The following is a 23,906-nucleotide window of genomic DNA, read 5'->3' on the forward strand; positions in this document are numbered from 1 at the left end:
CGTTAAATCACATTTTTCTTTTTAGTAATGACTCCCAGATTCAAGAAAAAACTAAAAATTGTTAAAAAACTCGTTATATACCGACTCTAAAACATTCTTAACCGATAAAACAAAGGCTTTAATAGTTAAAATTGTAACTTTGTCAGTCGAAAATTCAGTGTCAAAAATATGGATGTTCAGGAAATAAAACAACGCTTTGGAATAATTGGTAATGCAGAAGTACTTAATCGTGCCATAGAAGTGGCTGTACAGGTAGCTCCTACTGATTTATCAGTTTTAATTACAGGAGAAAGCGGAACAGGAAAAGAAGCATTCCCACAAATTATACATCAGTTTTCTTCCCGCAAACATGGGAAATATATTGCTGTAAACTGCGGAGCCATCCCGGAAGGAACCATCGATTCCGAGCTATTTGGTCACGAGAAAGGATCTTTTACCGGGGCGATGTCCGACCGCAAAGGTTATTTTGAAGAAGCTGACAGTGGAACCATCTTTTTAGATGAAATTGGAGAACTTCCTCTATCAACTCAAGTTCGTTTGCTTCGAGTACTCGAAGCCGGAGAATTTATGAAAGTAGGATCTTCAAAAGTCCTGAAAACCAACGTGCGAGTTGTGGCTGCAACAAATGTTGACATCCCTGTCGCCATTCAGGAAGGGAAATTTCGCGAGGATTTGTACTATCGACTTAATACGGTCCCTATCCGCATACTTCCTCTTCGTGATCGGAAAGAGGACATCTACTTGTTATTCAGGAAATTTGCGATGGATTTTGCTGAAAAATACCGGATGCCCCCTGTTCGTTTAGACGAAGACGCTCAGAATTTATTGATCAACTTTGACTGGCCGGGCAATGTTCGCCAATTGAAAAACATTACCGAGCAAATTTCAATTATTGAGCAAAACCGGATGATTGATGGAAATGCGATGCGTGGCTACCTGCCGGTTGAAGCCAGCAAGTTGCCTGCACTGTACAATGGCATTGATCAAAAAACTTTCGCCAACGAACGGGAAATCCTGTACCAGGTTCTGTTTGATATGAAACGAGATGTGAACGACTTAAAAAAGTTAGTCCATGACTTAATGGTAGATGGAGCTGATCGACCTGAATTTCACACAGACAATGCGCAAATCATTCGTAAAATTTATCAGCAAGAAGAAAACCCCACAGTTCCTGAGCCTCACAATCATCCGCCGACTCATTACAATGAGCCCATCAACCGGGAAGATATTCAGGATACTGAAGAATTTGTTGAAGAATCATTATCGTTGGAAGATAAAGAGATTGAGTTGATCAAAAAAGCATTGAACAAACACAAAGGCAAACGGAAATATGCCGCTCAGGAATTGGGAATTTCAGAACGCACCCTTTATCGAAAAATTAAGGAATATGACATTAACTAATCGATTCAATGGCCTCATACTTATTATACTATTTGTGTTAGTCGGAGGTGGTCTGTTTCAAAACTGCAAAGTATCCTACTCATTTACAGGAGCTTCGATTGCGCCCGATGTAAAAACATTTACCGTTTATTATTTCCCCAACAGGGCACGGTTAATCAATCCAAATTTAAGCCAGCAAATGACTGAAGCCTTGCAGGATAAGTTATTGCGTCAAACATCGTTAGATCAAATGCAAGAAAAAGGCGATCTGGAATTTGAAGGACAAATCACAGGCTACGACACACGACCGATGAATATTTCGGAAGGAGATTTGGCAGCTGAAACACGACTAACAGTAACTATAAAAGTAAAATACACCAACAACAAAAGCCCTGATGATAACTGGGAAAAAACATTCTCGGCCTATGAAGACTTTAATAGCAATCAAATCTTAAGTTCAGTTGAAGACGAGCTAATTGTTGATATTTTGGATAAATTAACCGAAGATATTTTTAATGCTTCTATCGCGAACTGGTAATGCAAAAAAACGTTTTCTATAATTATCTGAAACATCCTGAAACCCTTAATCAGGAAAGTTTAACCGAGTTAAAAACCTTGGTTAAAAATTATCCTACTTTTCAATCGGCATGGATGTTACTCTTAAAAAATCTAAAAATACTGGATCATCCTGATTTTGAACAATACCTAAAACAAGGAGCCATTCATGTAGCAGACAGGCGAATACTTTACCACTTCATCCATCAAGAAATCCCTAAGAATGAAGAACAATCGCCCGCAGAGACTCTAGTTGATCCATTAGCCTTGGAATACATGACTCCCGGCTTTTATCGACTGCAAGAACCGACTGAGCAAAAAGATGAGTCGCTCGTTGATCTGATTCGTTCCATTCGTAAAAAGGAAGTGACAAAAGAATTAGAGGAGGTTGACCAGCCTGTTGAAGAAAAGGAAGAAGAAAAATCGGACAATTCATTTGTTACTGAAACACTTGCTAAAATTTACTGGCAACAAAAACACTACCGAAAAGCAATTCAAGCTTATGAAAATTTAAGTTTGAAATATCCGGAAAAAAGTACTTACTTTGCCGGGCAGATTGAGAAAATAAAAAAATTAACGAATTAAATAAAAGCACACCATGTACACGCTAATTACTGTTTTAATTTTCATCACTTGTGTTCTTTTGATCCTGATTGTGTTGGTTCAAAATTCAAAAGGTGGTGGTTTAGCCAGCAACTTCCAGTCATCAAACCAAATTATGGGTGTTCGTAAAACCACCGATTTTTTGGAAAAAGCAACTTGGGCTCTCGCTGGAGCTTTATTGTTCTTTTCTGTTTTAGGAAGTGCTTTTATTCCACGAACAGCTGAACAAGTAAATCAATCGGCTATTCAGGAACAAATTGAAAATGCAGTTGATCCTAATGCTGTTCCCAACTTTCCTACAACAGTGCCAGATCAAGAACAGGATAATACAACAGAAGAAACCCCTGCTGAATAAAACGCAGAAAAAATATTTAAAAGCCACTCAACATTTGAGTGGCTTTTTTTATGTCCATATGTCAGGTTAAACCGCAAACTGACAAAACCTGCAAAACTCTGACAAACATGTACAAACAACGATATTCCAAAAATCAGGGACTGTCAAAAATGAAAAAATGTCTCAAAAAGGAAGACTTTTTGAGACCTACTTCTTTTGGCACAAAATTCGATATATAAAGGTGTCAATTTAAAAAAATGTCTAACTAAAATAATTAAAAAAATGGCAGAGTTAAAAGGTAAAATCCTTGCAGGTAAAATCCTGGTTCAACCTCAGGAAGCAGAAACAAAAACAGCTAGTGGAATTATCATTCCCGATTCCGCAAAAGAAAAACCACAAGTTGGTCAAGTAGTTTTGGTTGGTGCCGATAAAAAAGACGAGCCAATGGAACTGAAAGCTGGAGATGCTGTTTTCTATGGAAAATATTCCGGTACAGAGTTGAACATTGATGGGACTGACTACTTGTTGATGTCACAAACTGATGTATTATACATCGTTTAATTAAGTTTAACAGAGAATTAAAAGAAAATAACAATGGCTAAAGAAATTAAATTCGATATTGAAGCAAGAGACTTGCTGAAAAAGGGTGTTGACCAACTGGCTGATGCTGTTAAGGTAACTTTAGGACCAAAAGGTCGCAATGTAGTTATTGAGAAAAAATTCGGAGCTCCTCAAATCACCAAAGACGGTGTTACGGTAGCTAAAGAAATTGATCTTGCAGATGCCTACGAAAACATTGGTGCTCAAATGGTGAAAGAAGTAGCCAGCAAAACCGGTGACGATGCGGGCGACGGAACAACAACAGCGACTGTATTGGCACAATCAATTGTTAATGTTGGCTTGAAGAATGTTGCTGCAGGTGCTAACCCAATGGATTTGAAACGCGGTATCGACAAAGCTGTCACGAAAGTGGTTGAAAGCATTAAATCGCAATCACACAATATTGGCGACGACAACAACAAAATTAAGCAAGTAGCCAAAGTTTCGGCAAACGGTGACGAGGAAATCGGCTCATTGATTGCTGAAGCCATGGAAAAAGTACACAAAGAAGGTGTAATTACAGTTGAAGAAGCCAAAGGAACAGAAACCTATGTTGATGTTGTGGAAGGTATGCAATTCGACCGTGGTTACATTTCTCCATATTTCGTTACCAATACCGAAAAAATGGAAGCTGACCTTGAAAATCCGTTCATCCTGATCCACGACAAAAAGATCAGCACGATGAAGGATCTGCTTCCTGTATTGGAACAAACAGCTCAAAGCGGACGTCCATTGATGATCATCTCCGAAGATGTTGATGGTGAAGCATTAGCTACTTTGGTTGTTAACCGCTTACGTGGTTCACTAAAAGTTTGTGCTGTAAAAGCTCCCGGATTTGGCGACCGTCGCAAAGAAATGCTGGAAGACTTGGCTATATTGACAGGTGGAACAGTAATTACCGAAGAAAAAGGTATGAAACTGGAAGACACAACCATCGAAATGCTTGGTCAGGCTGAAAAAATTACTGTTGATAAAGAAAACACAACGGTGGTTGCCGGAGCTGGCGATGATGAAGCAATCAAAGCTCGTGTAAGCATGCTCAAACGTCAGATTGAATCAACAACTTCTGACTACGATCGTGAAAAACTGCAAGAGCGTTTGGCTAAATTAGCCGGTGGTGTTGCAGTCCTTTATGTTGGTGCTGCTTCGGAAGTTGAAATGAAAGAAAAGAAAGACCGTGTTGACGATGCATTGAGTGCAACCCGCGCCGCTGTTGAAGAAGGAATTGTTCCTGGTGGTGGTGTAGCTTATATCCGTGCCATTGCTTCGCTGGAAGGCTTAACCGGAGAAAACGATGACGAGACAACAGGTATTGAGATCGTAAAACGTGCCATTGAAGAACCATTGCGTCAGATTGTTTCTAATGCAGGTAAAGAAGGTGCTGTAATTGTACAAAAAGTTATTGAAGGCGAAGGCGACTTCGGCTACAACGCACGTGTTGACGAATACCAAAATTTATACGAAACTGGTGTTATTGATCCAGCTAAAGTAACTCGTGTAGCACTTGAAAATGCAGCTTCAATTGCCGGTATGTTGCTGACAACCGAATGTGTCTTAGTTGACGAAAAAGAAGATGCTCCTGCTATGCCTCCAATGGGCGGCGGCATGGGCGGTGGTATGGGCGGCATGATGTAGTCCACACACAAAAATAAATACAAAAGAGGGTGTCCCAAAAGGTCATCCTCTTTTTTCGTTTATTGATACTGTATCACAAAGTGTGTATGTCTCGATTATCCTTTTCTTTTCCTTTTATGATCCCGAATCGATTTCAAGGTGTTATTATTATCAACACTATTATTCAGATTGGCTTTGGAAACGCTTACCCGCTGAGAAGTATAAATACCCGTATGTCCAGAGAAATAATAAGCAATAAAGCAAGCCACTGCATAGTACAATACATATTCGCCGCCAAAAAGCTCGACTCCCATAAAAGTGCAAGCCAGTGGAGTATTCGTTGCTCCGGCAAAAACGGCAATAAACCCGAGGCCGGCAAACAACTCAACCGGATTTCCCGACACCATTGCCAGGGTATTTCCTAAAGTAGCACCAATAAAAAACAGAGGAGTTACTTCCCCTCCCTTAAATCCGGTACTCAGTGTAATTGCCGTAAGCAAAAGTTTCCAAAACCAACTAAAGGCGTCAGATCCTCCTGCTTTAAACGCATTCACAATGCTGACTCCCGTTCCATCAGGAGTGGTCACTCCAATACCCAAGTAATCTCTTGTGCCTAACAAGAACGAGATCACGAGAACCAGCCCCCCTCCAATAACCGGAATCAGCAATTTTTTGCTGATGTACCTATTCGACAAGCTTTTTATAACGTGCGACAACTCAGAAAACGCAAACCCGGCCAAACCAAACAATGCCCCCGCCACCATTACCGAAAGTAAAAGTGGAAGATCGAAATGAAGAAATGCTGTACTTCCCGACAGCGTGTCCTGAAAATCGATATGGTAATGGGTATGCTGGATTCCGTAGGCAGAACACACGATATCGGCCATTACCGAAGCCAGAAAGGCAGGCAGCAAAGCATCGTACTTAATCCGACCAATGGCCATTACTTCAAGGGCAAAGATTGCACCGGTAACCGGGGTTCCAAAAACAGCACCAAAGCCGGCAGCCACTCCCGAGATTAACAGAATACGCATGTCATCTTTATTTAGCTTTAACTTTTTGCCGATATAATGAGCCATGCTTCCACCTATTTGCACCGCCGTTCCCTCTCGCCCGGCCGACCCTCCAAATAGGTGAGTAACCACCGTAGTGATCAGCACAAAAGGAGCCATTCGAACCGGAATACCCCCACCCGGCTTAGAAATCTCATCCATCACCAGGTTATTGCCCGCCTCCGAGTTTTTCCCCTTAAACCGATACAAAGCAACAATTACAACACCGGCAAGTGGTAAAAAATAGATCAACCACCCGTAGTTCCACCGCAACAAAGTAGCCTGATTGAGCAGGTATAAAAATAGTGCCACCATGGATCCGGAAACCAGGGCAACCGGTATTACCAGTAAAAACCAACGAACAACATATTTTAGAATTTCCCATTGGTCAAAAGACCATTGAATTCGCTTTACCATGTGTAAAAAGTTTTCAGAATATCGGAGTTAAGCTGCTATACATACTTTTATGAAAATGCTTAACAGCCTACGAAATTAGCAATTTTTACCAACTCACTTTATGTGAAGTCACTACTCCTTCCAACTTGCATGAATCAGGCTCCCGCGTTCGCTCTGGTTATCAATACGAAGATGGACATCAATTTCCTGCTGCATTTCCTCAACATGCGAAATCACTCCCACAATGCGTCGTTCTTTTCGAAGCGACTTCAGCGTGTCAAACACAATCGATAATGACTCTTTATCGAGCGAACCAAATCCCTCATCCAAAAAGAAAAAGTTTTGATTCGATTCTGTTATTTTCTGAATGTTATCGGCCAGTGCCAACGCCAGCGATAAAGCCGCCTGAAAAGTCTGTCCTCCCGAAAGCGTTTTCACACTGCGCACTTTACCGCCATTCATAAAATCGCGTACCTGAAAGTTGTTATCGGGGGTGATCTCCAGACTTAACTTTTGCCGGGTCAATTGAAAAAAACGATCGTTGGCTGCATTACACAGGTTTTGCAAATAAACCGACGAAATATAGTTAACAAAGCCACTTGCTTTAAACAGGGACTTCATGGTACGAATGTTTTCCTCTCGCAAATTCAGTGCTTCCAGTTCCTTTCGCAGCGCACCTTGACTCTCCAAATCCTGTTGCAGCTTCTTCAGCAATTCTGTAAGCTTTCCAAACTCTTGATTCATTTGCTTCGTTTGCTCGCTTATCATGCCAATTTCGGTAATTAAAGCTTGATGCTTTTCGGACTCATATTTTCGATCACCAATTTCCTGCTGCAACTGCTGCTGCTGTTTTCTGGAAAGCACCAACTGTTCTTTAAAATCAGCCAGTTTTTGCTTTTCCTGTTTCAGATTAATTGACTGTGCCAATATTTCTTTTACCTCATCCGTTGATTGAAATTTCGTTTTCTTCAACTCTTCATGAATCCCCGTCGCCAGTTTTTTATGGTTCTGCTTTTCCTCCTCCAACTCTTTGCGGCTCGCATTCAGACTACCTGTCAGGATATCTTTTCGCTTTTTGCCTTCCATCAACAAATTGCTTTGTTTCTCAAACTGCTCCTTTAATCTGGTAAAATCTTTCATCAATTGCTGCTGCTCTGCGACAACTTCCTCGTTCGGCTTATGCTGATATTGAACCAAGTCGATCAACTTCAACTGCTCTTGCAGTGTCTTTTGCTCGGTTTGCCGAACGGTTAAATCCGTCTTAATTTTATCGATTCCAAGCTGATATCTCTCCTTGTCTTTAGCAGCTTTTTCCTGCTTTTTAGTAAACTCTTCCAGCTCGGCTTCCTTTTTCTTAATTGAAACCTGAAGTAAGTTGGATTCCTGAAATGCCTTTTCTAAAAGAACGATGTCGCGGTACTTCTCCCACTTAAAACCAGACTGGTGAACCTTTCTTTTTTTGTCAACCTCCGTCCGTTTCTCCGCCCACTCCTTTAGGTTTCTATCCGTATATTTCAGATGACTATCCAGCTCCTTTAACCGATTTATTTGCTCGCTGATCTGTTCAATCTCTTTTTCTCTTTTCTCCCGGTTTTGCATTAATTGCTGCTGTACCTCATGCGAGCTTTCAGCACTGTAAATCTGTGGATGATGATCGGAACCGCAAAGCGGACAAGGCTCTCCATCCGTCAGGCCATCGGCAAAAGCCTTCAACCTCTCTTTCAACTGTAAATCACCAGCCTCTTTCTCCAGCAATTTCAATTCCTTTTTGATTTTTACAAGCTTATCATCTAAGAATTTGACCATTGCGGAAACATCTGATTCCTCAGGTAAACCATCGAATAAGGAATTCTGCGATAATTTCAGAATGACATCTTTCGCTGTTTTTATCTCATCCTCATATTTCTTCTCCTGATTGTGAATCTCCAATAGCTGCTTGGCAAGATTCTGATCCTCAACATGCCAGGCTTTGGCATTTGCTAAAACAGCCATATCCGGGAGCTTGGCTTTATCCGATTTAAGAGTGCCCTCCAACTCAGCCTTTTCTTTCTTCAGCTTTTCAACATCTTCCAAAAGCTTATCGCATATTTCGTTTCCCTTCTTCAATCGATCCTGGTCATCTTTAACTTTACGGGCCAAATCTTTAATTTTGATCATGCGCTCCAATTCATCCGCTTTTTGCTTCAGCTCGTCGCGCTTTTCGTAGACTGGCTTTAGTTCTTTCAACTCCTTTTCCAGCCGACTAATTCCCTCATCTTCCCGTTTTAGTTTGTCGTCGTCCTGCTTAATCTGTACCTCCTTTTGGGCTATCCTCTTTGTGCTTGCCTGAAGCGATTCAAACAAATGCCTGAACTGCATGACACACAACTCATAGTTAGCAATATTTTGCTCCAGTTTCTTAAATTCGGGCTCTTGACTTTGCAAAGCTTTTAAGCCAACTTCTGTTTGCTCCAGTTTCTTTGTCAAGTCCAGCAGCTGTTTCCATTCCTGCTCCTGCTTTTGTGAATTCGTTAACTTAACGAGCTGCTCAGCCATCTCCTTTTTCAAGCGGGCAAGCTGCTCCTGATACTTTTTCACCTGCTCCAGATCAATTTCACCCAGTTGTTGCAACTGCCCATCCAGATGTTGCTTTCGGGCATTGTTTTTTCCTTCGAGCGCTGTTACTTTGTAATACAGTTCAAACTTTTGCAGGTTGAAAAGTTCCTTCATCATCTGGGTACGATCTTTATTGCCCAACTGCAGAAACTCCTGAAACTGCCCTTGTGGAATGATGATTGTCCGTTTGAAATTATCGTAACTCAAACCAATTGCCTGTTCCAGCGCCGTCGGCTCAATCGGAAACCACGAGCCATCCTGCTTTTGGTAAGCTGAGCGATCCAGCTTCTTAACATCATCAAAACGCTTGCTATTTCGTTTTCCGTGTACCACCGCCCGGTAAGCTGTTTGATCCTTCCCTGTTTCAAAAACAAACTCGATCAGCAGCTCATTCGATTTCAGATTCATCATGTTGTAATTCCGGTTATCTCCCGACAGGTTGAGCCGATCGGTTTTACCATAAATCGCAAAGGTAATCGCTTCCAATATGGACGACTTCCCGCTGCCAACCGATCCGAAAATTCCAAACAAGCTGGCGGCTGTTAGTTTTGTAAAATCAATGGTTTGTTTTTCCTGGTAGGAGTACAAACCTTGTATGGTGAGTTGTACAGGTATCATTCTTCTTCTGCCAGTATTTCGGTGAATAAATCCATGAGTTCGTCATTGGGATTCTGACCTTTTTCATGCTTAAAATAATCACGGAAAAGTTCTTCCATGCTGCGAGTCAGGTCAATCTTCTTTTGATTCCCATCAATAAGCTCTTCTGCATTTTCAACTTCAGGAATAATAGCTACAATTCCCGAGTGGGCGCCATTCAGCTGTTTGCGCTCCACAGCAGTCAGAAAGGTTTCAGTTACCAAAGTCAATTCAACCAAGCATTCCTGATTCTCAGTCAGCCAGTTCAATGCCTCCTCCATTCCTTCGGCTCGTTTGCGCAATAACTTCTTCCCTTTTGTCAACTCAAGCTCCCTAACGGTTGCTACTGCTCCGGGCTCAACATCAACCAACAGCACGTACTTTTTCTGGTTCGCTTCTGAAAAGCTATACGACAACGGGCTGCCACTGTAGTATGTGGGGCAAGGATCGGCATCCACCTGATGCATGCGATGAAGATGGCCCAGCGCGGTATATTGAATCTGTTTGGGGATATTTTCGGAGAAAATAGCCTGCGCCCCTCCAACATGCAAAATAGGTTTTTCATCAGTGGGCTCCTCCGGCAATTCATTCCCTTTTTTTATCATGAAAAGATGTGAGATGAGCACATTCACTCCATTCTGATCGCAATATTGATCAGCCAGCTCGTTCCATTTTTCTTCCAAAACTGCCCGAAGTTCCGCTTCGCTATTTTCCAAGCCTAAACAGGTTTTAAGCCGATATTCGTTCGCATATGGAGTCAATAAAATCCTTAGCGGAATGTCGGTTCCCGGCAGATGAAGTTCCAAAAAACCCTCGCTGCTATTTAGCACCTTCAGTCCTGATTCCAGCTCAAATGGAGAAACGACTGAATTTGGGTATCCTGCAAAAATAATCCCGCACTCGCGAGCCAGCGGATCGGGCGATTCAATACGATCGGGCGAATCATGGTTGCCGGCAATGGCAATCACCGGGCGAGAGCCATTATTGGAAAGCCGCTTCAAAGTTTTATAAAATAGGTCGACCGCTTCGGTAGGCGGATTAAAGGTATCAAACAAATCGCCTGCAACCAGCACTGCATCCACCTGTTCTTGTTCGGCTAGCTCACAGATTTCCTGCAACACTGCCAGCTGTTCTTCCATGCGGGAAAAATCGTCGAGTCGTTTGCCAAGGTGCCAATCGGAAGTATGGAGAAGTTTCATTGGTTTTCTAGTTTTTTTTAAAACATCAATCTTTCTTACAATTATCAAAATTGTATCTTTTAATAGTCTTTTGAAGAATCTTAAAATGATTCCTATATTGCCTGTTTATTTCTGGCGCCCCCATAATATCAGCAGCATTTTGGGCATATTTAAGGGCATTCCCTCTGTGTCTTCTTGGAATTCCATTCGTCTTTCGCTCCCAATACCCCAAACGACTTTTAGTCAGAATATATCTGCTCCTTCGAGGAAGCTCTCGCTTTTTTATTCCCTTGTAACTAAATAATCGAAAAAGCCTTGCCTTATAAATGGTCTTACTTTCTGTAAGGTATTTTTCTTTTGCTTTCTCTGCTTTTAAGTGCTGTACTCTTACTGCACGTTTCATCCTTCGGTAAAAATTAGATACACGATTATTCTTGATTAACGTTTGATACCCATAAAACTGGAAGCCCAAATAATTAAATGGAATATTGAAGGTTTCTTCTCCACCTTTTGATAATGCAGAAGATTGCAGCCTCGCCTTTCCACCAACTCTGAACTCCCTGAAAACTGTTCGTTCAGTTTTAGTTTCCGACAGTTTTAGTTTTGCCAACTCACCTTCAATTGTATCGCGAATGAAGTTTTCTACATATTCCCTCTGATTGATTGAACAGACCAAAACAATATCATCAGAATATCTTCGATAAAAGACATTCTGCTCCAGAGAAAGCTCGTTGTACACCTCTAAATCAAATCTGTACATATAAATATTAGCTAGCAGAGCGCTAATTGGCAGCCCTTGGGGAATACCAATCAAATAGCGTTTTCCATTCTCCGACTTATGGAACTGATTCTTCCGCACAATAAATTCTTTTGCTTTTAACCGCTCTCGAAAATCAGTCATCGATCTAAAAAAAGCATCGACACCATTTTTTTGATAATTTGCTATCTCTCGCTCGTCAAATCCCCCTTTTACGGTTCTTAAATCATTCAACCTGAGATATCGAAATCTGGTTATTGACTTATACAAGTTAAAATGGTCAGGAGGGAGAAAACTAACTCCTAATACTTCTTTCCATCTTTCGAGTAATATTTTGTGATCAAGCGTACTAAAAAAGCTTTTTACATCTATGGCAATAGCTATGCATTCGCCACGTTTTCTCACTTCATCAAAAACATCTTTGGCAAAGTGCACATTCGATTTGCTTCGAAAGCCCTCCGGCGCTGGTATACTTCGGTAAGCAGAAATACAATCGGATAAACCTGAAGTATTTTTTATCAAGCTCTCATAAGCAGGATTTAAGATTTTATGATTATAGTAGGAATAAATTTGAGCATCGAGATGGCAGGCGTAGTGAATGGGCCGAACCTTCTTGGTCGATTCACCAGTTCCTCTATCTGAGTGGGAACGGTAGTACACCCCATCGCCATCTTTCAGCTTTTTGTATTTTCGTTCATTGATTGTTTTATAAATCAATGGTAGAAAAGCATGCTTCGCTATACACCTGGGGTTAGATACACTTTTCTGAATAAGACGTTTCTCTGAGAACGTAATTTTATTGTCAATATGCCGATAACCCCTCGCTTTGAACCAATCCTTATTTTCCATATAAAAAAAGTTTCTGAAACCAAGTAGAGATATCGATAACAAGGTCTGTTTACACTTTTCAGTTGTACCGTAATCCAGATTCCCGAACTCTCTTTACTTTATACTTTGCTTATTACAAGCTTATTAATATCGACAAACAACGATCCAATAATGATGATAGACCAAATAGCCCAAACAATCTTAATTGATTTGACAGTTGCAATGATATACAATGTTGCTAGTATTACAGGAAATTTATTTAAGTTGCAAATTTGGAAATTAAATAAATTTATCCTAACTAAATGTTCCCGTTAATTCATAAAATAACGGTTGACCTTTACCAAGGCACAATGGTACCAACAATAACAAACCTCCGGCTCTTGGTTTCAGAAACTACGCTAATTTAAATATTATATTTAAATTAGTCAAAAAACTAAACTAACAACACTCATGAATCAAATTCATTATAAAATCGGTCAGCTAGTAGCTATTCGCAATCATCCTTATTTTGTAATTCCAAGAGAAAAGGACAACAAACAGAATCTAAATGCTAAATATATTGGAAGTACCATCACTTCCTCTTCAGACAACTATCCGTTAATGCTAGTTAAGGAATATACACAAAGCTTTGATACGGGAAAAAAGTTTAACGAAAATACATTAACACTGAATGAAAATCCAAAATTAAAAACAAAATACTTGTGTTCTTGGTACGATTCAAAGCTAGGACGATTCCAAGAGGCTTGGTTCTATCAAGATTCACTTGTTGATTTTCCTACGGTATCGGAGGAAGACAAAGACCCCTGTTCAATAGACGAGACTAAATTTCCCTTCCAGGCTTTTCTCCGAACCACAATTATCGAGCGTTACAAAACGATAAAAAATCAGGCTAGGGAAAATGATCGTTTCGTTTCGTCTTCATTTGTTATCAAAGAAAAAAGAGCTGAAAGCCAATACGAATGGCTTAATAGCGAACACGGATTTACAGAGAAGCTCATTTCCAAAACAAAAGTTAAAGTTCAATGGTTTAATGTCGCCAAAGGCAAGTACAGTGAAGAGTGGTTACCCTTTGAGTTCTTTAAAGCAACTCCTGAGTTAATGAGAAAAAAATGGACATTCTTAACCGATTCTGATAAATCTTTTAATGCGGAAACTTCTACTAAATTAATGGATTATTTAAATAGCAGCAATCACAACTACTTTATTCAAAATAGTCTCTTAGGTCAAAATTTAGAAAGCTTAATATTTTACTATCATCAGAATAGCCAAAGAGTAATTCTTGACGAACGGGTACATGCTTTTGATGAATACCTGAAAAAGAATAAATACGAGATAGAAAAGTTCAATATATCAGTAAATAGTGAAGGCATAAATCGCTTTAAATCGTTCTATGCTCCTGTTGATTTAATCGTTAAAAAGAAAGGTTCTGATGAATCTTTTGCTATCGATTTAATTTCTGGAAATAGCCTAATTAACGATGGTCAGATAACATCAGAATTGAACTCACTGTCTCAAAAACGTCAAGAGGGAGAGGAGAATGAGAGGAGTAATGAAATTTGCCAAGAAATTTCTCTTTATAATGGCCGGGCTTATATCATTCAAGAACTACTAAAGGAGAAGTACAACCGTAAGGATATTAAATCCAAACTTCTAATCATTAATAACAAACTGAATAATATCATCAAAGAATTTGATGTAATTGAATGTCCTGTTTCTTTGAAGAAGGTTACTAAACAATAGAGTTAACTTTCCACACACCCTTAAAAATTCCCTTTTATAAATTATCCGAATATTGTGAATTTTGATGTCAAATCAACAAAATTTATTTCCTTAACCTCATTGATCGGATAAAAAACTTCGCAAGAATTAATTCACCGGACACTGCCAAAAACTAAAAGGGAATAAATTTGTTCCACCGAGCAAGCGACAGCGTAAAAAAATAAAGCCAGGAGATAACTTCCGGGCTTTATTTGCATTTTTTTTTACTGTTTGTTATTTCACTTGAAAATCAAACATCTTTTCACCTTCCAAAAACCCTTCCAGCCGATCGCCAATGGCCACCGGACCAACTCCTGCCGGTGTTCCGGTATAAATCAGGTCACCAATTTTCAAGGTGAAGTATTTAGATACCTGACTGATAATTTCATCAATCGGGAAAAGCATGTAGTCAGAATTTCCCTGCTGCACCATTTCTCCATTCTTTTTGAGCTCAAACTTGATGGCATTCAAATCAGGCAAGCGATCCTTTTTTACGAAGTTGGCCGAAATAACAGCCGACCGATCAAAGCCTTTTGCTTTCTCCCACGGTAGACCTTTGTCTCGCAGTTTATTTTGAAGGTCGCGCGCGGTGAAATCAACCCCCAATCCAATCTCATCATAATAACGATTTGCAAAACGGGGTTCAATGTTTTTTCCCAATCGGCTGATGCGAACAATCAGTTCACATTCGTAATGTACGTTCTGGCTAAAATCGGGGATGTAAAAAGGATCATTATTGCGAAGCAAAGCGGAATCCGGTTTCATAAAAATAACCGGTTCGTCCGGAATTTCATTATTCAACTCCCGCACATGATCACTGTAATTTCGTCCGATACAAATGATTTTCATGATACAATTAGTTATTTGGTCTTTAGAAAATCGGCCACTCGAAACTAGTCTTTTGTTAAAAGCATGACTACAACTCTCACTTTCTCGAGTTCGAACTGTCTCTTCGTCAACCGCTTCTCTCAGTCTTTCATTCTTAGTTTAATAGCAGTTAACACCTTTTTAGTGTAAAGCGGAAATTCACTGTTGATGATCCAACCAAAATAGCCGGGCTGTTCGCGCAGTACTTTTTCGACCGGAACTCCTTTGTTCTTGCCAAAGTTAAACACCTCAACACCATCTTCATTAAAAACAATGCGTCCAACGAAATCCACATTTTTATCGTACGATGAAAACTCACTCAGCGCATTCACATCATTTTGAATCGGTGTAGTTTTCTTCCCTTTATTATCCTCGTATTCAGTCTCTTTATACATATCAAGCTGAGATTTCAGCACATCGTACGTTGCTCTGGTGTCGGCCATGGCACTATGCGCATCAACCAATTCTTGCTTGCAATAAAACTTGAAAGCCGCCGCCAGTGTGCGCTTTTCCATTTTATGAAATATGGCCTGCACATCAATAAACTTGCGCTTTTTAAAATCAATATCTACACCAACCCGCAAAAACTCTTCAGCCAACAAGGGAATGTCGAACCGATTCGAATTAAAGCCGGCCAAATCGGCTCCTTCCAGAAACTTTGCCAACGACTTGGCAACCTCTTTAAAGGTTGGAGCATCTTTTACATCTTCATCATAAATGCCATGAATTTTGCTGACATGTTCAGGAATTGGCATCTCCGGGTTTATACGCAGATCCCTTTCTTCCTCCTTCCCATCCGGATGCACTTTTACCAGAGCGATTTCAACAATACGATCAGTTACAATATTAATTCCGGTTGTTTCGAGGTCTAAAAAGACCAGTGGATTTTTCAGATTTAAATTCATGGTATATTTTTAGTTTACTGAAATAAAAAAAACCTAACAAAACAAAATCTTGTTAGGTTTTAGCATGTATTCAGTTACAATTTACGCATTTATCATCATTGGCATTAAAAGCATCAGTACATCTTCTTCGTCAAATTCCTTCTCAGCCGGCAGCAATAAGCCTGCGCGAGTTGGATCAGAAAGTTCAACTTTAACATCAGAAGACGACAAGTTTGAAAGGATTTCCAGTAAGAAGGTTGATTTAAATCCAATTTCAATTTCATCACCCTCATATTGACATTTCAATCGTTCGACAGCCGAAATGGAGAAATCAACATCTTGTGCTGAAACCACCAACTGGTTATCATCGATGTGTAACTTAACCAAATTACTGGCCTGGTTAGCAAACACTGAAACCCGTTTAATTGTGTTGAATAATTCCAGACGGTCAACAATCATTCGATTGCTGTTATTGGTCGGAATTACAGAGTTATAGCTTGGATAATTTCCTTCAACCAAACGACAAATCAATTTATAATTACTCAGGGTGAAAAAAGCATTCTTATCATCAAACTGCAATTTCACATCGAACTCTTCTTTTGGAAGAAGGTTGCGCAATAAGGCAGCCGGTTTTTTAGGTAAAATAAATGATGATTCCACTTCCGCTTTGGCATCAGCGCGTTTGTAACGCACCAACTTATGTGCATCAGAAGCCACAAAAGTCAGATCGTCATTTCCCAATTCAACAAATATACCATTCATTACCGGGCGAAGTTCATCATCGGCCGTGGCAAACAATGTTTTTGTAATTCCATTCAACAGCACATCGTGGTTCACATCAATAGTCGCAGTTGCTTCTTCCTTTAGCTCAGGCAGCTCAGGAAAATCTTCTCCGTTTTGCCCAACAATACTGAACTTACCGTTTTCGGAATAAATATCAATCGCCGAATTTTCGCCATTTATCTGGAAGGTCAGCGGTTGCTCCGGAAACTCCTTCAGCGTGTCGTTGAGCAACTTTGCAGGAACAGCAACATCACCAGTTCCTTCGGTATTATCCAGTTCAATGCTGGTAATTAAGGTCGACTCCAAATCTGAGGCAGTAATCGTTAACCGATTATCTTCCAGTTGAAACAAATAATTATCCAAAATGGGTAATGTATTTTTTGAACTGATCACCTTACTGATCGCGTTCAGATGACTCAGTAATTCGGTACTGGAAACAACAAATTTCATTGATATGTATTTTAAATTTTTGTTCTAGATCCTGCGCTGTTCACTGAAATATTTTTCAGCACAATTACACGAATATACAAACTTTGGTTTTTTTAACCTATCCTTTCTTATGAGATTTTATACAAAGTAATTAACGACCATATTTCCGTCTGCGAACAATGTTGAAAATCAGTCCCAATAAGGAGATCAACACAAGTGGAGCCACCACATTTAACAGCTGCCAAAACAAGCGTTGCTCCCGAATTTGAACTTTATCGAGCAGGCGAATTTTAAATACCTGCGTCCGCAGCGACATAATTCCGGCATCGTCGCACAAATAACTAATGGCATTGACTAAAAAGGCTTTATTGCCAAACGTTTGCTGCGAATAGCGATCGTAGCCCAAAGGAAGCGTCTGAATCTGACCATTGCGCCTGGAAACCTGATTAGCGATCAGACTACCATCGGACAACACCATCATTTTTGCCGGTTTTGATTGGGGAAGTACTTCTATATTTTTTGTATTGAAATTGCCCAACATTCTATTTTGAAACACCGATGCAAACTGTCCTTCCAACAAAACACCAACAGCAAGTTCCGATTGACTAAACAAACTGCGGGCCGGCGGACTATTTATACTTTGCAAACTCACCTCTACAGGAGTTTCTACCCGCCGTGAATAATTGGACGTGTGCAAAACAACTGACTTTTTGATTGCCGGATTTTTACCAACCGTATCAATCGAACTAATAAACTCTGACTTGACACGATTCAGATTGCGACTTAACTCGTGTGATTGAGACGGGCTGAGCAAAGGAGAATAATACCAAGGAGCGGGTGTGTATTTTGGCGCACTTCCAAGTGGTGCGGTATTTACCGGAATCATGACGCACTCCACGTCCTGCACCAAGTCGGTATTTACCCGAACGCCATATCGAAACAACTGATCATTCAGATTCAGGTCGCGAGGAAAAGCAATAGTTGTCTCCCCACTACTTAAACTATCCAAGCTTACCTGCACCGGATCAATCAGCCAAAGCAAATTTCCACCACGCATCAAATACTGGTCGATGTAGAATTTGTCCTTTTCGCTAAAGGCCTGAACAGGGTCCGCAATGACCACCGCATCAGGCAAGGTATCCTGAATCAACTCATCGGCAACCACATCGGCAAGCGAGAAATTCTCCGAAAGTGCCTGGCGGATATCCCGGGTTTCAGGCTCTCCCAATTCTCCGTGACCACCCATAAAAGCAACAGTTGGACGATTATCGTCAACCAACAGTTTAAAAGCACGAATCAGCTCAAACTCGAGTGTTTCAACTGATTGATTTAAGTTTTGTTCGGCCGATAAGGATGGGTTATTTTTCAGCAGGTTGATGCCTATTTCATAATCTTTGTAATGGATGACTGCTCCCGGGAAAATGAGTTTTGTTACCGTTCCCTCGTCACGCTGTAAGCGCAAATCAGTTGGTTTCAGCCCCAACGACACGAGGCGTTCAAACAACTGCTTTTGCTCTTCTGTATTGCTAACCATTTCATACGGATCCATCAATTCGTCGCGAATCTGGTAGTTGGCATAAGCGTTAATATCCTGTATTTTTTCGATGATTGCTTGCTGCAACTTCCGAAAGCCGGGAGGCAACTCCCCTTCCAAAAAAATATCAATTTTCACGGGTGAGTCCAGCTGACTAATAAACTGCTTCGAAATTGGCGATAAGCTGTATCTTTTTTCAGAAGTCAGGTCGATACGAAAAAACCAAACCGACGAGATATAAGTCAACAAAACAAGTCCGACAACCAGCATGCCCATTTTTCTCAACTGACCACTAATTGCAGTCTGCTTTTGACGCAAAAAAACGCTGGTTAATAACAGGAAAAAGAAACTAAAAGCAATAAAATAAAACAGATCGCGTGAATCCACCACCCCCCGGCTAACAGACAGGTAATGCTCGTTGATACCCAGTTCAATTAGAAACCCGTTGACTGACGACGGCCAGTTTAACGAGGCAACAAACTCGAAGCCCAGGTAAGCAGCAAACGACAAGAACAAAGCAACTACGAAAGCAAACACCGGGTTATCAGTAATGGCCGAGGCAAAAACACCGATCGCAACATAGGCAGCTGCCAAGCAAAACAGGCCAATAAACGATCCCCAGGCCGCGCCGGAATCCCAGTTTCCAACCGGATTACCCAAGCAATAAATAGAGTAGAAATAAACCAAAGTTGGAAGCAGGCACAGCAATACAAGCACAAGTCCGGCGAAGTATTTTGCCCAAACGAGTTGTAACAACGATATTGGTTTGGTGATCAAAATCTCGAGAGTGCCGGATCGCTTTTCTTCGGCAAACAACCGCATGGTCAATGCCGGAATCAGAAAAAGAAAAATCCATGGGGCTAGTGAAAAATAGCCATCGAGTGTAGCATAACCACCGTCTAATAGATTGTAAGTACCGGGAAACACCCATAAAAAAAGACCATTAGTAATCAAAAACACAAAGGCAATTAAGTATCCTGTTATTGATCCAAAAAAACTGGTGATTTCTTTTCGAAATAAACTGTACATATTGGCTTTCGCTTTTTGCTCAAACGAAGATAGAAAAAGATTAATTCTTTTCGTTCAATTTATCAATCATCATCGATGCAGCACGGGCAGAAGCACCCGGCTCTCCCAATTTTTCGCTTAATTCGTCGTAGCTTTTCATGATTTGCTTTTTGTGCGAGGCATCATTCAGAATCAAGTTCAGCTCTTTGCGAATATTGGCCGCAGTGCAGTGGTGTTGCAACAATTCTTTCACGGCCATCCGTTTCAAAATAAGATTTACCAACGACACCAATGTAATTCCAACAACATATTGGCCAATCCAATAAAACAGGGTTCCGCCATCCATTCGGTAGCACACAATTTGCGGGCATCGTAAAACACCAGCTTCCAGCGAAACGGTACCTGATGCCAACACGGCAGCTTCTGCTTGCTGCATTAATTCGTAGGTTTTGTCATGCAAAACGCGCACTTCAGGATAAGCCTGAATCAGCTTCTCATAAACAGGCTCGTCAATATTTGGTGCAGCTGTTACCACAATCTGGTGTTCCGAAAAAGAGGTTGTGCCTTCCAGCATTCGGGGCAACAACGATTTTATTTCCTGCAGCCGGCTACCCGGAAGCAATGCGATGATGGGTTTATCCGCTAACTTATTTTGATTGATAAAATCGGAAAAATCAGTTTTCGCAGGTTTGGCACTTATTGCATCCAATACCGGATTGCCAACATAGTTTACCTCATAACCAAGCCCTTTATAAAACTCGGTTTCAAATGGAAGAATGGTAAACATTTCATCAACAAAAGCCTTGATCTTTTTGATTCGGTATTTCTTCCAAATCCATATTTTAGGAGAAATATAGTAAAATACCCGAATGCCATGCTTTTTTGCAAATTCAGCCATACGAAGGTTGAACCCGGGATAATCAACCAACACCAATACGTCCGGCTGAAATTCGAATAAATCTTCCTCGCAGGCTTTAAAATTTCGTTGAATGGTTTTCAGGTTCATCAGCACCGGCAAAAAGCCCATGAAAGCCATTTCACGATAATGCTTGCTTAACTGCATTCCGGCTTGTTCCATGAGCTCGCCACCAAATCCGCGAACTTCGGCTTTTGAATCTTTCTCTTTAAGTTCTGCGATGAGGTTTGAAGCATGCAAATCGCCCGAAGCTTCGCCGGCTATAAAATAGTACTTCATAATGATTGGATAGCCACTGAAATGATTACAAAAAAAGCATATATGAATGTCGCCATTAAAACACCGCGGGCTGCCATGTCATATTTTTTTTTGAAGAACACCAGAAAAAGCAGCAGATTGGGTAATACACACAGAGTCATCAATTTGATGAGAATTTGAAACCGCCAAAGATTTGACAAGTATTCAAGAATTCCTACTTCGTGATAACGAACGAGGTACATAATCAGAAACATGATTAGCGGGAAAATTAGCCCGGGCCAAAAACCATATTTCAGGTGGTTGATATTTGATGCTGAGTTATTCATTAAAACTTCCAGTCTTTCATTATTTCCAATGTCCCTTGACAGGTCATATCTACATGAATAGGCACCACCGACACTTTCTGATTGTCTAAAGCAAACAAGTCAGTATCTTCAGCATCGGGTTCAAAATTTTTAAAGTATCCAGACAACCAGTAATACTCACGATTGTGCGGATCGGTACGTTTTTCCAGTTCTTCCACCCACTTGCCTGAGGTCTGCCGGCATACTTCAATGCCTTCAACATCTCCCTTGGGGATATTCACATTCAGGCAGACAAAAGGTGGTAACCCTTGCTCGAAAACCGATTGAAAAACACGGGCAACCCACATCTTTGCCTTCGAAAAATCAGCATCCGGCAAATAGTCGCACAACGAAAATCCGATTGACGGCACACCATGCAAACACCCTTCGATGGCAGCTCCCATTGTTCCGGAATACACCACACTTATCGATGAATTAGAACCATGGTTAATGCCTGAGATGACAAAATCAGGTAATCGATCCACCAAATGATTGAACCCCAGTTTCACGCAATCTACCGGAGTACCATTGCACTTATACGAAATATATCCGTCCTCTTCCTCAACTTTAGAAGCCCGCAACGGACGATCAACTGAAATTGCATTGGACATACCCGACATAGCCATCTCGGGAGCAACTACCACGACATCTCCAAAAAGACGCATCACATCAGAAACCTCTTTCAGTCCTTTAGCCTGAATTCCATCGTCGTTGGTAATAAATATGAGCGGACGTTGTTTCATTTTTACATTTCTTTTTTGCGAAACACAAAGATACGTTTATCTCCTTGCCTGACTAAATTTTTAATCCCAATTTTCCAACAGCATCAATCCAATTGTTACACTCAATAAACTGATCGGTGGTGACCATTAAAGGTGGTAAACTTTTCGGTTTTCTGCAAAGTAAAACAGCCCGGCTTCAATTGAAGTCGGGCTGTTATTATATCGAAAAAATAATTGACTATTTCGCGTAGTTTACTGCACGCAATTCGCGGATAACAGTAATCTTAATTTGTCCCGGATAAGTCATTTCATCCTGGATGTGCTTCGCAATATCAAATGACAGCTGTTCTGACTCTTTATCAGAAATCTTATCGCTACCAACAATTACACGCAATTCGCGTCCTGCCTGAATGGCATAAGTTTTCAATACGCCTGGATACGAAAGCGCCAAATCTTCTAATGCTTTTAAACGCTTGATATATGATTCCACCACTTCGCGGCGAGCTCCCGGACGGGCACCTGAAATAGCATCGCAAACCTGAACAATAGGCGCCAACATGGTTTGCATCTCCACCTCGTCGTGGTGCGCTCCAATGGCATTGCAGATATCCGGCTTTTCTTTGAATTTTTCAGCCAGTTTCATGCCCAACACTGCGTGTGGAAGTTCCGGCTCGTCGTCCGGCACTTTACCAATATCGTGAAGCAAGCCGGCACGCTTAGCCCACTTGGTGTTTAGTCCAAGCTCTGAAGCCATAATTGCACAGAGATTGGCCACCTCACGGGAGTGCTGCAATAAGTTTTGTCCGTACGACGAACGATACTTCATTTTACCAATCATGCGGATCAACTCAGGATGCAGACCATGTACTCCAAGATCAATCGTGGTGCGTTTACCGGTTTCAATAATTTCTTCTTCAATCTGTTTTTTCACTTTCGAAACAACCTCCTCAATACGAGCAGGGTGAATACGTCCGTCAGTTACCAGTTGGTGTAAAGCCAAACGGGCAATTTCACGACGTACCGGATCGAAACCTGAAAGCACAATCGCTTCGGGAGTATCATCAACAATAATTTCAACACCTGTTGCAGCTTCCAATGCGCGGATATTACGTCCTTCACGACCAATAATCCGACCTTTAATTTCATCGCTCTCGATGTGGAAAATCGTAACGGAGTTTTCAATTGCAGTTTCGGTTGCCACTCGCTGTATGGTTTTCACCACAACTTTCTTCGCCTCTTTATTGGCAGTAAGTTTAGCCTCTTCCATTATTTCGTTAATGTAAGACATGGCTTCCGTTTGTGCTTCTCCTTTTAATGATTCCACCAACTGGCTTTTGGCTTCTTCTGCTGACAGTCCGGAGATCGCTTCTAACTGCTCAACCTGTTGTTTGTGCATACGATCCAGATCATCTTCCTTTTGCTGAACCACATTCAATTGGTTTGTCAGGTTCTCGCGAATAACGTCAACATCTTTTTTGGTTGTTTCAAACTCCTTTACTCTTCGTTGCAGTTCATCCCGACGTTGTAAAAAAGCACTTTCTTTTTGTTTTAGTTTATTTTCGACCGAATCAATCTTGTTGTTCTTCTCATAAATAAACTTTTCATGTTCTGTTTTTAACTGTAAGAACTTCTCTTTTGCCTGAAGTATCTTATCTTTTTTTATTACGTCGCCTTCAGCCTCGGCCTCTGTTATGATCTTCGTTTTCTTGCTTTTTAGTGCTTTATCCCACAAAAAGTAGGAAAGCCCTCCGCCTAGCAAGAACCCGGAAATAGCATATATTATTTCCATTTCAATAAATTATTACTGTATATATTTAGTTTAACAAAAAGCCCGCTAATACATTCATTCCCAAGACAAATCAGTTGGGAGTGAAT

The 23,906-nt window shown here is 40.8% G+C and carries 19 protein-coding genes; 7 read left to right on the forward strand and 12 right to left on the reverse strand.

The window, feature by feature from the left end; translation table 11 throughout:
- Window positions 1–168: 168 nt before the first annotated feature.
- From GR929_RS10035 to groL, 6 genes are all read left to right on the forward strand, one after another.
- Complete coding sequence (locus tag GR929_RS10035; protein ID WP_159519305.1) at window positions 169–1,401, forward strand: sigma-54 interaction domain-containing protein; 1,233 nt, start codon at window positions 169–171, stop codon at window positions 1,399–1,401.
- A complete protein-coding gene (locus GR929_RS10040; RefSeq protein ID WP_159519307.1) occupies window positions 1,388–1,918 on the forward strand; it encodes an LptE family protein in 531 nt (176 codons plus the stop codon). Before GR929_RS10035 ends, GR929_RS10040 begins: the two co-directional genes overlap by 14 nt.
- Window positions 1,918–2,520 (forward strand): hypothetical protein, encoded by a 603-nt coding sequence (locus tag GR929_RS10045; RefSeq protein WP_159519309.1) that lies wholly within the window; start codon window positions 1,918–1,920, stop codon window positions 2,518–2,520. Before GR929_RS10040 ends, GR929_RS10045 begins: the two co-directional genes overlap by 1 nt.
- A 13-nt stretch (window positions 2,521–2,533) precedes the next feature.
- Complete coding sequence (gene secG / locus GR929_RS10050) at window positions 2,534–2,893, forward strand: preprotein translocase subunit SecG (RefSeq protein WP_159519311.1); 360 nt, start codon at window positions 2,534–2,536, stop codon at window positions 2,891–2,893.
- Between the two features lie 261 nt (window positions 2,894–3,154).
- On the forward strand, window positions 3,155–3,433 hold the full coding sequence (locus GR929_RS10055) for a co-chaperone GroES (protein WP_159519313.1): 279 nt from the start codon (window positions 3,155–3,157) through the stop codon (window positions 3,431–3,433).
- Window positions 3,434–3,466: 33 nt separating this feature from the next.
- Window positions 3,467–5,107 carry a chaperonin GroEL gene (gene groL / locus GR929_RS10060; RefSeq protein ID WP_159519315.1) on the forward strand — a complete coding sequence of 547 codons (1,641 nt, stop codon included), beginning with the start codon at window positions 3,467–3,469 and terminating at the stop codon, window positions 5,105–5,107.
- 95 nt (window positions 5,108–5,202) lie between these two features.
- On the opposite strand, the gene GR929_RS10065 is transcribed toward groL, so the two are convergent.
- The 4 genes from GR929_RS10065 to GR929_RS10080 form a co-directional block, all read right to left on the reverse strand.
- On the reverse strand, window positions 5,203–6,555 hold the full coding sequence (locus tag GR929_RS10065; RefSeq protein ID WP_159519317.1) for a voltage-gated chloride channel family protein: 1,353 nt from the start codon (window positions 6,553–6,555) through the stop codon (window positions 5,203–5,205).
- A 111-nt stretch (window positions 6,556–6,666) separates the two neighbouring features.
- The gene (locus tag GR929_RS10070) at window positions 6,667–9,747 is read right to left on the reverse strand and encodes an SbcC/MukB-like Walker B domain-containing protein (RefSeq protein ID WP_159519319.1); all 3,081 of its coding nucleotides are present in this window, start codon (window positions 9,745–9,747) and stop codon (window positions 6,667–6,669) included.
- A complete protein-coding gene (locus tag GR929_RS10075; protein ID WP_159519321.1) occupies window positions 9,744–10,964 on the reverse strand; it encodes a metallophosphoesterase family protein in 1,221 nt (406 codons plus the stop codon). Before GR929_RS10075 ends, GR929_RS10070 begins: the two co-directional genes overlap by 4 nt.
- A gap of 25 nt (window positions 10,965–10,989) precedes the next feature.
- Window positions 10,990–12,549 (reverse strand): reverse transcriptase domain-containing protein, encoded by a 1,560-nt coding sequence (locus GR929_RS10080; RefSeq protein WP_159519323.1) that lies wholly within the window; start codon window positions 12,547–12,549, stop codon window positions 10,990–10,992.
- Window positions 12,550–12,978: 429 nt separating this feature from the next.
- Between GR929_RS10080 and GR929_RS10085 the strand changes: the two genes are divergently transcribed.
- A complete protein-coding gene (locus tag GR929_RS10085) occupies window positions 12,979–14,268 on the forward strand; it encodes a hypothetical protein (protein ID WP_159519325.1) in 1,290 nt (429 codons plus the stop codon).
- A 252-nt stretch (window positions 14,269–14,520) separates the two neighbouring features.
- On the opposite strand, the gene GR929_RS10090 is transcribed toward GR929_RS10085, so the two are convergent.
- From GR929_RS10090 to rny, 8 genes are all read right to left on the reverse strand, one after another.
- On the reverse strand, window positions 14,521–15,135 hold the full coding sequence (locus GR929_RS10090) for a fumarylacetoacetate hydrolase family protein (protein ID WP_159519327.1): 615 nt from the start codon (window positions 15,133–15,135) through the stop codon (window positions 14,521–14,523).
- 119 nt (window positions 15,136–15,254) lie between these two features.
- Window positions 15,255–16,058, reverse strand: coding sequence for a 3'-5' exonuclease (locus GR929_RS10095; protein WP_159519329.1), 804 nt, complete (start codon window positions 16,056–16,058; stop codon window positions 15,255–15,257).
- Window positions 16,059–16,139: 81 nt separating this feature from the next.
- On the reverse strand, window positions 16,140–17,270 hold the full coding sequence (gene dnaN / locus GR929_RS10100) for a DNA polymerase III subunit beta (protein ID WP_159519331.1): 1,131 nt from the start codon (window positions 17,268–17,270) through the stop codon (window positions 16,140–16,142).
- A 130-nt stretch (window positions 17,271–17,400) separates the two neighbouring features.
- Window positions 17,401–19,812, reverse strand: a complete 2,412-nt coding sequence (gene gldG, locus GR929_RS10105) for a gliding motility-associated ABC transporter substrate-binding protein GldG (RefSeq protein ID WP_159519333.1) — start codon at window positions 19,810–19,812, stop codon at window positions 17,401–17,403.
- Between the two features lie 40 nt (window positions 19,813–19,852).
- Complete coding sequence (lpxB, locus tag GR929_RS10110) at window positions 19,853–20,986, reverse strand: lipid-A-disaccharide synthase (RefSeq protein WP_159519335.1); 1,134 nt, start codon at window positions 20,984–20,986, stop codon at window positions 19,853–19,855.
- Complete coding sequence (locus tag GR929_RS10115; RefSeq protein ID WP_159519337.1) at window positions 20,983–21,291, reverse strand: hypothetical protein; 309 nt, start codon at window positions 21,289–21,291, stop codon at window positions 20,983–20,985. Before GR929_RS10115 ends, lpxB begins: the two co-directional genes overlap by 4 nt.
- On the reverse strand, window positions 21,291–22,052 hold the full coding sequence (surE, locus tag GR929_RS10120) for a 5'/3'-nucleotidase SurE (protein WP_159519339.1): 762 nt from the start codon (window positions 22,050–22,052) through the stop codon (window positions 21,291–21,293). The genes GR929_RS10115 and surE overlap by 1 nt, the downstream gene beginning before the upstream one ends.
- A gap of 217 nt (window positions 22,053–22,269) precedes the next feature.
- On the reverse strand, window positions 22,270–23,820 hold the full coding sequence (gene rny, locus GR929_RS10125; protein ID WP_159519341.1) for a ribonuclease Y: 1,551 nt from the start codon (window positions 23,818–23,820) through the stop codon (window positions 22,270–22,272).
- Window positions 23,821–23,906 lie beyond the last annotated feature (86 nt).

This window comes from Sunxiuqinia indica (assembly GCF_009847015.1).
GTDB classification, from domain to species: Bacteria; Bacteroidota; Bacteroidia; order Bacteroidales; family Prolixibacteraceae; genus Sunxiuqinia; species Sunxiuqinia indica.